We start from the raw sequence: 10,631 nt of genomic DNA, 5'->3' as shown, positions 1-10,631 counted from the left end.
TCACTCACAGGCATCATCGCAGAGCCAATGATCCCAAAGGCATGCTCAATACCATGCAACTGCAATACCTTAACAAATGACTCCTCAGTCGTCATCTTCATGACCGGCTCTCCCTTTTAGGCAACTTGGCTGAAGGCACCGCGCGCGGCGGGCCAGGACGTTTCCGCACGGCGATCCTCGAAGATCATCCGCGCAAGTTTCGCACCGATCATCATGGCCGGGGCATTGGTGTTGCCCGACACGATGTCGGGCATGATCGAACAATCCGCGACGCGCAGGCCGCGAATGCCCCGGACCCGCAGGCGCGGATCGACCACAGATGCCTCATCTGCACCCATGCGGCAGGTGCCTGTTGGATGATAGATTGTGGTCGAATTCTCGCGCGCCCAAGCCAGCGTTTCATCATAGCCCTGCACGTCGGGCAGCGGGCGGAATTCTTCGGAAATGGCACTGCGCAGCGGTTCGGTCCGGGCGAATTGACGCGCCATCTCGACCCCGGCGACGATCGTGTCGCAATCAAGCTGGGCCGACAGGTAATTGGGCTGAATCAGCGGCGCCTGCCCCGGATCGGCCGCGGCCAGCGTGATCGTGCCCCGGCTTTCGGGCCGCAACTGGCACACCGATTGCGTAAAGGCCGAGAACGGATGCACGCCTTCGCCGGGGCTGTCCGCAGACCAAGGCTGGATGTGGAACTGGATGTCGGGCGTCGCAAGATCGGGGCGCGTCTTCATGAAACCAAAGACCAGACTGGCGGCCATGGCCATCGGTCCCGTGCGTCGCAGCGCATATTCCAGACCAATGCGGGCCTTGTTGAACAGGCTGCGCACTTCGTCGTTCAGGGTCGCCTCGAGGGTTTTGAAGACCAGACGCGCCTGCAAATGGTCCTGAAGATTGCGCCCGACATCGGGCAGGTCACATGCCACGTTGATGCCGTGCTGACGCAGGGCATCTGCGTCGCCAACCCCGGACAGCATAAGGATGTGGGGCGACCCGATGGCCCCCGCCGCAAGGATCACCTCGCGTTCCGCCCGCAGCACCTGCCGCGACCCGTCCGGGCGCATGATCTCGACGCCAGTGGCGCGGCCAGCGTCAATGACGACGCGGCTGACTTGGGCCTTGGGCACGACATGCAGGTTATGCCGGGATCGGACCGGGTGCAGGAAGGCGCGGGACGCCGAACACCGCCTGCCGCGATCCACAGTCAGTTGGAAATGCCCCACCCCTTCCTGCACGGAGCCGTTATAGTCGGGATTGTAGCTGTGGCCGCGCGCCTTGGCTGCCTCGATCCACAATTCGCAGATGCGGCGTTTCAGGCGCGGATCGGACACCTGTAGCGGCCCCCGTGTGCCGCGCCCTTCGCCCGCGCCGCGCTGGAAGGTTTCAAGTTCTTCAAAGATCGGTCCGACATCGGTCCAAGACCAGCCGGCATTCCCCTTTTGCGCCCACAGATCGTAATCCTCGCGCTGGCCACGGACATAAAGCAGCCCATTCAGCGAAGACGATCCCCCCAAAACCTTGCCGCGCGGCCAATGCAGCGAACGTCCGCCAATTCCCGGATCGGGCTGGGTTTCAAAGCACCAGTCAAAGTCAGGGTTATGCATCGTCTTGAAATAACCGACGGGAATGTGAATCCACGGACTGCTGTCGCGCGATCCCGCCTCGAGCAAGGTAACGCGAATATTCGGGTCGGCGCTAAGATGATTGGCGATCACGCATCCGGCAGAACCGGCGCCGACGACGATATAATCCGCTGGGGAATCAACGTTCATTTCTGGTTCTTTCTGACAAGACTGTTTCCCTCCGGGCTTGTCACCCGGAGGAAGCATTCAATATCCGGTGCCGTGCAGCTGCTGACGGCGGCCGATCAGCACAGCACAAAGCCATGAAACGGCGGCCGCAAATACGACATAGGCGCATAGCCAGAACGGATTATTATCATTCGCAGTCATCAAGGCCGTCGCGATCATCGGCGTGATGCCGGATGCGAATATACCCGAAAACTGATAGACAAATGACACGCCGGTATAGCGCACGCTGGGATCGAAAAGATCGGCGAATAGCGCAGCCTCGGGGCCATAGCACATCGGGTAAATCACGCCAAAGGGCAGCGCCAATCCCAATATGACCAGTGCGGGGTTTCCCGTGCTCATCAATGCGAATGCGGGAAACACGCTAAGGCCCAGCAGGACCGACCCGATGGCATAGGTCCTGGGCCGCCCGATCCGATCCGACAACCGCCCAAAGAAGGGGATCGTCAGCACCATGACCAAAGCTGCGCCACAGACCACCGACAACGCGAATGAGCGGTCCATCCCAACATACCGCGTCAGGTAAAGGATGGAAAATACAGCAAAAACATTGAAGTAAACGCCGTCGATATAGCGCGCGCCCATACCCAGGAATACGTTGGCGGGGTATTTCTTGATCATTGCGACAAAGGGCAGGCCCTGATCCTTGGCCTTGGATTCGGCGCGGGCTTTCTTGAAGTCCGGGCTTTCGTCGATATTGCTGCGGATCCAGGTGCCCAAAAGCACAAGCACGATCGAAGCCACAAACGCCGCACGCCATCCCCATGCCATGAACGCCTCATCCGGCATCATCGTCATCAAAGCCATGACGCCCGAGGCCATGAACAGGCCCAGCGAAAGCCCGATTTGCGGGATCGAGGCATAAAAACCACGCTTTTCCTTCGGCGCGAATTCATAGGCCATCAGCACCGCGCCGCCCCATTCGCCGCCAATACCTATACCCTGCACGATACGCAGCAAAAGCAGCAGGATCGGCGCAAGCATGCCAATCTGGTCGTAAGTGGGCAGAAGGCCGATCAATACCGTCGCGCCGCCCATCATCAAAAGTGACAGAATCAGCATGGTCTTCCGACCAATCCGGTCGCCGTAATGCCCGAATATCAGACCGCCAAGTGGACGGGCGACAAATCCCACTGCAAATGTCGCATAGGCCAGCAGGATCGAGATACTTTCATCCTCGGATGGGAAATAAAGCTGATTGAAGACCAGCCCTGCGACGACGCCGTAAAGAAAAAAGTCATACCACTCGATCGTTGACCCGATCAGACTTGCGAGGGCGACCTTTCTTACATCCTGTTCGTGAGCGCCGCTTTCAGCGGCACCATATGAAACCTCCGACATTACGCCCTCCCTAAGCGATGTGACGGTTGCGATATTGATGAGTTTTTCGGCCTCTCCTCCAAGCCGGTTCAGAGAAGGTGCGGAATCATCGCCCATATGTCAATAATTTTTGAGACCATTAGTCTCATTTTTAATTACGCTCGCCAGACCGAAACCGGCCCGTGCCGCTACCCGATCGGAATTGCTGCCGGCCTAGCGCAGTCGCGGCGCGATGCCGGTGCTGCCGCGCATGACAAGCTCCAGATCAATCCGGCTGGACCTGATGGCGGCCTGATCGCCGGTTTCTATGGCCCGCAGAATCTCGTGTCCTGCCGAAACCCCGATGGATTGCGCGGGGATGCGCACCGATGTCAACGCAGGCTCCATCTGCGCCGATCCGGCAAAATCGCCGATGCCGATGATCGACAGTTCCGACGGAACCGGGATGCCCAGACGTGCCGCCGCATAGACTGCCCCCTGCGCGATCACGTCATTGCAGCACAGCAAAGCCGAGGGCCGGTCAGGACGCTGCAGCATCGTGATACAGGCGGATTTCGCCTGGGCCACGCTATAGGGCACGCGGATTTGCCGATCCGTTCGGATTTCAGTCCCAGTCGCACGAAACGCATCCAGCGCCGCCATCATGCGGTCGCGGGCGCGATCGTTTTCGGTGGTTTCGGGAAAGATCAGCGCGACATCCTGATGACCAAGCGCGATCAGGTGTTCCGCCGCGATCCGCCCCGCCTCGCGATTATCCACGCCGATACAGGGCAACGCGGCGTCAGCGGCATGATTCCAGATCGCCAGACAGGGCACCGGCTGTTCGCCGATCAGGCGGAAAACACCGGGATGATGGTCCAGACCAACCAGCACCAACGCATCCACGCGGTGTTCCAGCAGCTTGCGCGTCAGTTTGAATTCCACCTCAAGGTCATAGCCATGCGAGGCAAGCAGCATCGTGTAGCCCTGTGCGCTGACCGTTTCATTGAAGGCTTGGATCACCTCGGCAAAAATCGTGTTGGCCAAAGTGGGAATGACCACGCCAATCGTGGCGCTGCGTTTGCCATGCATCGCCAAGGCGGCGCGATTGCGGATGTAGCCCGACTTTTCAATCGCCAGTTCCACCTTGCGCCGGGTGCCCGCCCGCACCTGATCGGGATGGTTGATGACGCGGGAAACAGTGGCCGGTGAAACGCCTGCAAGTTTTGCAACGAAAACAATATCCGGTTTAGACATATGTTTTTCCTAAGCAATATCATGGCATGATATTTTTTATGAAAACATTTGCAAGACTATTTTCATGATCTAACCTTGTTGGAATGCGGTCGGAGGAGGCCGCGCCCTGCAGAAATCCGCGGCAGGCGCTTTGCGCAATCCGCAGTCGAAACCCCCTTGGCGCATAAGCGGCACAGGGCTCAGAGATCATGACGCAAATGAATATTTCGGACGAACTGGTTTCGGTCGATGCCACGCTTGCACGCGCTCGTGCGGCTCAGGCCGAATATGAACGCAAAGGCAGTCAGGCGCGCTATGACCGCGCTGCGCTGGCCGCAGGATGGGCCGTCATGCAGCCCGACCGCAACCGCAGATTGGCCGAACTGGCCGTGCAGGTGACGGGCCTTGGCAATGTGACCGACAAGATCGCCAAGAACCATCGCAAGACGCTTGGGCTGTTGCGTGACTTGCGCGATGCCGTGACCCATGGCGTGCTGTCCGACGACCCGCGAACCGGCATCACCGAACTGGCCCGCCCCATCGGCGTCATCGGCGCAGTCGTGCCTTCGACAAATCCGGTGGCGACGCCTGCCAACAACATCATCAACGCGTTGAAATGCGGCAATGCCATCGTGCTGTCGCCGTCACCCAAGGGGGTCGCCTGCTGCGAGATGTTGCTGGGTTTCATCCATGCGGAATTCGACAAGATCGGCGAAAGCCGTGATCTGGTGCAGATGCTACCGGGCCGGGGCAACAAGGACAAAACCCAGCGCATGCTGGAGCAGGCCGATCTGGCCGTTGTCACCGGCAGCCAAGACAACGTGCGCCGCGCCTATGAAAGCGGAACGCCCGCCATCGGGGTCGGTGCCGGAAATGTCGCGGTGATCGTCGATGACACCACAGACCCGGCGGATGCCGTGGCAAAGATCATCGCCTCGAAAACCTTTGACAACGCGACATCCTGTTCGTCCGAAAATGCGCTGATCGTGCTGGATGCCGCCTATGCCGGTTTTGCGGCGGAATTCGCGGCGCAGGGCGGTGCGATCATTCCCGAGGCGCGCGAACAGCAGATCATCGACCGGCTTTGGCAGCGCGGTCATCTGAACCGCGACATCATCGCGACGGATGCGGATGTGCTGATCCAACGGCTGGGGCTAGGCGATCAGGTTCCCGCCAATACCCGCGTCATCGCTGTTGAAACGCAGGGCATAGGACCGGAACATCCACTGTCGGGCGAAAAGCTTAGCCGCGTTGTCGCACTGTATCGCGCGCGCGATTTCGACGATGCCAAACAGATTGCGCAGCGCATTCTGGCGCATCAGGGCGCGGGCCATTCCATCGGGCTGCACTCGACCATTCCCGAACGCGCGATGGCTTTGGCACGCGACATGCCGGTCTGCCGGGTGATCGTCAATCAGGCGCATTGTTTCGCGACTGGCGGCTCGTTCGAGAATGGCCTGCCGTTTTCGCTGTCGATGGGCTGCGGCAGTTGGGGCGGCAATTCGATTGATGCCAACCTGCATTGGCGCCACTTCATGCAACGCACGCGGATCGTGCGCCCCATCCCTGCCCGCGAACCCAGCCTGGCCCAGATTTTTGACGCCTATTGGCAGGAGGTGGGCCAGTGATCTTTGACACCCAACACCCCCCGGCAGGCACCGTTCGGGACTGGATGGACGCTTTGGCCGATGCTCGGGGCGACGAAATCAGTCACGTCTTTCCAGATACGGACACGGCCATATCATGGTCCGAACTGCGTGATCGGGCCGCTGCAATCGCGATGCATCTTGCAGGCATGGGCGCGATGCGCGGCGAAAGCGTCGCCTTCATGATCCCGAACGGACGCGAAGCCGTTCTGGCCCTGATGGGCGCGCTTTACGGTGGGTTTCGCGCCACGCCGATCAACCTTGCCGCCGGGGCCGAGGCCATCGGCCACGCCATCACGCATTCCCGCGCCCGCATCCTGCTGTGCGATCATCGCCAACGGATGCTTTTGGCCGAGACGCTAAAGGGCCGCCATGCCGCGCCTGTGGTGGTCGATGTGGCCGCGGATTTCGACTGGCCCGCCACCGCCCAACCGCGCGCCTTGGACACGCTTGGCAGCGATGACGATGCGCTGCTCATGTATACCTCGGGGACGACGGGCCGCCCCAAGGGTGTGCTGCATAGCCATGCCAGTCTGTTGGCAGGTGGTTGGAACACCGCGCTTGCCCATGCGCTGATGCCGCAGGATCGCGCCATGTGCGTCCTGCCGATCTATCACATCAACGGGCTTTGCGTGACGATCCTTGCCCCGCTGCTGTCGGGCGGATCGGCCATCGTGTGCGAGAAATTCTCGGCCAGCCAGTTCTGGGGGCTTTGCCAGACCCATGGCGCGACATGGTTTTCGGTGGTGCCCACGATCATTTCGCATCTGCTGCATGGCGCGGCCGAACCCACATCTGATTGCCTTAATGCCATGCGGTTCGGACGCTCGGCCTCGGCGGCATTGGCCCCCGAAGTACATTCCGCGTTCGAGACGCGCTTTGGCATCCCCATCATCGAAACAATGGGGCTGACGGAAACTGCCGCCCAGATCCTGTCGAACCCGCTGCCACAGCACGGCACGCGCAAGGTCGGTTCGCCCGGATGTCCTGTCGGCAACGAGGTGGTGATCCTGTCGCCCGATCTGGCCGAGGCCCCGCGCGGCACCGAGGGCGAGATCGCCGTGCGCGGCGCGAATGTGATGCGCGGCTATCTGGACGACCCCGCCGCGACCCGCGCCGCGATCACGGCGGATGGCTGGCTGCGCACGGGCGATCTGGGGCGGCAGGATGCCGAGGGGTATGTCTTCGTCACCGGCCGATCCAAGGAGATCATCATCAAAGGCGGCGAGAACATCTCTCCGCGCGAGATAGACGAGGCGCTTTATGCCCACCCGGCCGTGGTCGAGGCCGCAGCCTTTGCCCGCCCCTGCCCGCGCTATGGCGAAACGATCGAGGCGGCGGTGGTCCTGCATGACGGATCCGGTCCCGATGCAGGCGAGTTGATGCAACTTTGCGAAACGCGGATCGGCAGGTTCAAGACGCCTGACCGCATCCATCTGATGTCCGAACTGCCCAAGGGCCCCTCGGGCAAGATCCAGCGGCTGAAACTGGCCGAACTGACCACCCCAACCCCGAAAGGAGAAAGCCACCAGACAGGCTGAACCCGCCCGACTGCGCCTGTCGGAGGAGGACAAGGCGCAACCCTGCGGCGGGACCATAAGACCCAATCATAATGTCGGGCATGGTCCAGGGAGGAGATATGCTAAGACTGACAAGGATTAGAACCACGGACAGGATCCTGTTCGTGATCTGCCTGATGTATCTTGTGACCTATATTGATCGCGTGAACATCAGCACCGCCGCCCCAGCGATGCAGGAAGAACTGGGGCTAAGCAATTTTGAATTGGGCATGGCCTTTGCCGCCTTTGCCTATCCCTACGCTTTATTCCAGATTTTCGGCGGCAGGCTTGGCGACCTGCTGGGACCGCGCAAGACGTTGTTGATCTGCGGCACGATTTGGTCGGCAGCAACCATCATGATCGGCTTTGTCGAGGGCGCGGTTTCACTGATCATCGCCCGCGTGCTGTTGGGCATCGGCGAAGGCTCGGCCTTTCCCACCGCGACGCGCGCGCTGTCCAGTTGGATGCCTTCGGAAAAGCGCGGCTTTGCCCAAGGCATCACCCATGCCTTTGCGCGCTTCGGCAACGCCATCACGCCCCCACTGATCGCGGTGCTGATCGTCGCCTTTTCATGGCGCGAGTCCTTTATCATCGTCGGCGCGATCAGCTTTGCATGGGTGGCGCTGTGGTGGTGGTATTTCCGCGACGATCCGCGTGAGCATCCCGGCATCACACCGCAGGAACTGGCCGTCCTGCCGCCGCCAAGCGTCGCCGCAAAGCAAAAGAACCTGCCTTGGGGGCCGCTGTTGCGGCGGATGCTGCCGGTGACGATCACCGATTTCTGCTATGGCTGGACGCTGTGGCTGTTCCTGAACTGGATCCCGTCCTATTTCCTGCATCAGCACGAACTGGACCTGAAGAAATCCGCTATCTTTGCGGCGGGCGTGTTCTTTGCCGGGGTCGTGGGCGATCTTGCAGGCGGCTGGCTAAGCGATGGCATCCTGCGCAGGACGGGCCGGGTCACGCTGGCGCGGATCAGCGTGATCATTCTGGGCTTTATCGGTGCGTTTCTGTGCATGCTGCCCGTCATGTTCTCGACCGATCTGATAACGGTCGCCATCAGCCTAAGCGCGGCCTTCTTCTTTGCCGAGCTTATCGTGGCGCCCATCTGGGCCACGCCGATGGATATTGCACCGCAATATTCCGGCACAGCCAGCGGCTTCATGAACTTTGGCTTTGGCTTGGCGGGAATGATCTCGCCCATCATCTTCGGGCTTATCATCGACCTGACCGGACGCTGGGATCTGCCCTTTGCAGCATCCCTCGTGCTGCTGTTGGTGGGGGCGGCGACCTCGCTGCTGATCCGACCGGACAGACCCTTCCACGACCCATCCGCGGGCGATGCCATTGATGAGGACGGCGGTTTATCCGCAGCGGTCAAGGCAAAATAGTTCTAGTTGCGACAAACGGCCCCGCCTTGATCAAGGCGGGGCCATTCTAGGGGAAACTGGATAAACACCTGCAGCGAGATTTGCCTGCGCCTACATCTATGGAATTCCCCAGACTTTGCCGACGATTCCGCGAAGGTCTTCACGGTCTGGTTGCGATGTCCTGCAACCAAACAAGCTTTGTAAATTGCGGGCATCCATGGTCACCGAGTCTATTCACAGGCTGTTCAGGCGGCCCGACGCCTCACGGTCATGTGTTCTGTCCAACAGGGATGAAACCCACCCCTGCCCGAGTCTGTCTTTTGTCGCGATCAGAGCGGCCATTTTATTCAGATGAAGGAAAAGACATGCGAATTTCAGGCTTCATCCTTTTTGCAGTGCTGACGGCGCAGGCTGCCCATGCACAGGAATCCGCGCTTTACGATCCATCGATCAAGCAGGATGCCAAGGACGGCGTGGTGCGGCTGTATGGTGCGGGCGGGCCGCATACCGCGCTGCAAAAGGTCGCCGATGTCTGGCAGCAGGAAACCGGCAACAAGGTCGAAATCACCGCCGGTCCTGAAACCACATGGTCGAAAAAGGCGCAGGCCGATGCCGACATCATCTGGGGCACCGCCGAACAGTCGATGACCGCGTTTCTTGAAACCTATAAGACCCTTTCCTCGGATCAGGTCATGCCGATCTATCTGCGGCCCGCCATCGTAGCGGTCAAGACGGGCAATCCCAAGGGGATCAAGGAATTCGACGACCTGCTGGCCGATGGCGTCAAGATCGTCGTGACCGAAGGTTCGGGCGTCGCCAATACCTCGGGGACCGGGGTGTGGGAAGACATCGCCGGACGCACCGGCAGCCTTGAGGATGTGACTGCGTTCCGCAAGAACATCGTGGCCTATGAACACGGCTCGGGCGCCAGCTTCAAGGCGTTCAAGGACATGGATGCCGATGCCTGGATCACATGGCCAAACTGGCCCGCGACCAATCCCGATGTGCTGGAAACGGTGGAGCTGTCGCAGGACCGCGTGATCTGGCGCGATCTTAGCGTCGCGCTGGCCCCGACCGCCGACCCCGAGGCGCAGGAGTTTCTGGATTACCTGCTGACCGACAAAGCCAAAGAGCTGATGGCGACCGAAGGCTGGGTGCGCTGACCCTTGCCGCATCCGGCCAAGCGGGGCCGGATGCGTTCATGCGCCGTTACTGCGCGGGGTTCACCTGCCAGATTTCATCGGCAATCTTGTCGCCGCGATAGACCAGAACATAGTGCACCGGCACGGCATTCTTGCCCTTGAAGACGACATCCGCCGTCACCGTCGCCCCCGCAGGGTTCGCAGCCTCAGACGTCATCGCGATTTCGGCGGTCTGCTCGCCCTGCGCGCTGGTGAATTTTTGCCAGATCCCGCCGATCTGTTCGGGCGTGGCATAGGTGCCGTCCAGCGGGCCACCGACCCAATGCAGTTGCGCGCCATCGGCATAGCCTGCCGCAACGGCGTCCAGATCACCGCTGGCGATGCTGGCAATACGGGCCTTGGCCATATCCTCGGCCGGGCCTGCCATGGCGGGAACCGCGGCACAGGCAGCGACGACAGCGGCTGCGGCGAAAGTAGTCAAGATCTTCATGCGGAATACCTCCTGTTTGCGGATCGCATGTGAACTGGACTCGGTCAGGGGGCGGATTATTCCGGCGACGGGCCGAGGGAA

Annotated in this window: 8 protein-coding genes; 4 read left to right on the top strand and 4 right to left on the bottom strand. The window is 60.7% G+C overall.

All coding sequences use genetic code 11. The features are described 5' to 3' along the window. Positions 1 to 116: 116 nt before the first annotated feature. The 3 genes from FN835_RS20380 to FN835_RS20370 form a co-directional block, all read right to left on the bottom strand. Entirely contained in the window at positions 117 to 1,769 is a 1,653-nt protein-coding gene (locus FN835_RS20380; RefSeq protein ID WP_142665073.1) for a GMC family oxidoreductase, read from the bottom strand. A 57-nt stretch (positions 1,770 to 1,826) separates the two neighbouring features. Next, a complete protein-coding gene (locus FN835_RS20375; protein ID WP_142665072.1) occupies positions 1,827 to 3,149 on the bottom strand; it encodes an MFS transporter in 1,323 nt (440 codons plus the stop codon). Positions 3,150 to 3,341: 192 nt separating this feature from the next. Then, positions 3,342 to 4,364 (bottom strand): LacI family DNA-binding transcriptional regulator, encoded by a 1,023-nt coding sequence (locus tag FN835_RS20370; RefSeq protein WP_142665071.1) that lies wholly within the window; start codon positions 4,362 to 4,364, stop codon positions 3,342 to 3,344. Between the two features lie 197 nt (positions 4,365 to 4,561). Here FN835_RS20370 and sauS point away from each other — a divergent pair, with 197 nt between their 5' ends. From sauS to FN835_RS20350, 4 genes are all read left to right on the top strand, one after another. Further along, the gene (sauS, locus tag FN835_RS20365) at positions 4,562 to 5,971 is read left to right on the top strand and encodes an acylating sulfoacetaldehyde dehydrogenase (protein WP_142665075.1); all 1,410 of its coding nucleotides are present in this window, start codon (positions 4,562 to 4,564) and stop codon (positions 5,969 to 5,971) included. After that, positions 5,968 to 7,530, top strand: coding sequence for an AMP-binding protein (locus FN835_RS20360; RefSeq protein WP_425467499.1), 1,563 nt, complete (start codon positions 5,968 to 5,970; stop codon positions 7,528 to 7,530). Before sauS ends, FN835_RS20360 begins: the two co-directional genes overlap by 4 nt. A gap of 98 nt (positions 7,531 to 7,628) precedes the next feature. Continuing rightward, positions 7,629 to 8,939: an MFS transporter gene (locus tag FN835_RS20355; protein WP_142665070.1), complete on the top strand. Its 1,311-nt coding sequence runs from the start codon at positions 7,629 to 7,631 to the stop codon at positions 8,937 to 8,939. 344 nt (positions 8,940 to 9,283) lie between these two features. Beyond that, a complete protein-coding gene (locus FN835_RS20350; RefSeq protein WP_142665069.1) occupies positions 9,284 to 10,081 on the top strand; it encodes an extracellular solute-binding protein in 798 nt (265 codons plus the stop codon). A gap of 46 nt (positions 10,082 to 10,127) precedes the next feature. Here FN835_RS20350 and FN835_RS20345 read toward each other — a convergent pair whose 3' ends face one another. Continuing rightward, positions 10,128 to 10,550: a nuclear transport factor 2-like protein gene (locus FN835_RS20345; RefSeq protein WP_142665068.1), complete on the bottom strand. Its 423-nt coding sequence runs from the start codon at positions 10,548 to 10,550 to the stop codon at positions 10,128 to 10,130. Positions 10,551 to 10,631: the final 81 nt, after the last annotated feature.

This window comes from Paracoccus laeviglucosivorans (assembly GCF_900182695.1).
GTDB classification, from domain to species: Bacteria; Pseudomonadota; Alphaproteobacteria; order Rhodobacterales; family Rhodobacteraceae; genus Paracoccus; species Paracoccus laeviglucosivorans.
This window is presented reverse-complemented; position numbering and strand designations above follow the sequence as displayed.

Excerpts from the sequence above, each read along its gene's own strand:
- FN835_RS20370 (WP_142665071.1), bottom strand. The coding sequence starts at position 4,364 with ATGTCTAAACCGGATATTGTTTTCGTTGCAAAACTTGCAGGCGTTTCA.
- FN835_RS20380 (WP_142665073.1), bottom strand. The coding sequence starts at position 1,769 with ATGAACGTTGATTCCCCAGCGGATTATATCGTCGTCGGCGCCGGTTCT.
- FN835_RS20350 (WP_142665069.1), top strand. The coding sequence starts at position 9,284 with ATGCGAATTTCAGGCTTCATCCTTTTTGCAGTGCTGACGGCGCAGGCT.
- FN835_RS20375 (WP_142665072.1), bottom strand. The coding sequence starts at position 3,149 with ATGTCGGAGGTTTCATATGGTGCCGCTGAAAGCGGCGCTCACGAACAG.
- FN835_RS20345 (WP_142665068.1), bottom strand. The coding sequence starts at position 10,550 with ATGAAGATCTTGACTACTTTCGCCGCAGCCGCTGTCGTCGCTGCCTGT.
- FN835_RS20355 (WP_142665070.1), top strand. The coding sequence starts at position 7,629 with ATGCTAAGACTGACAAGGATTAGAACCACGGACAGGATCCTGTTCGTG.
- sauS (WP_142665075.1), top strand. The coding sequence starts at position 4,562 with ATGAATATTTCGGACGAACTGGTTTCGGTCGATGCCACGCTTGCACGC.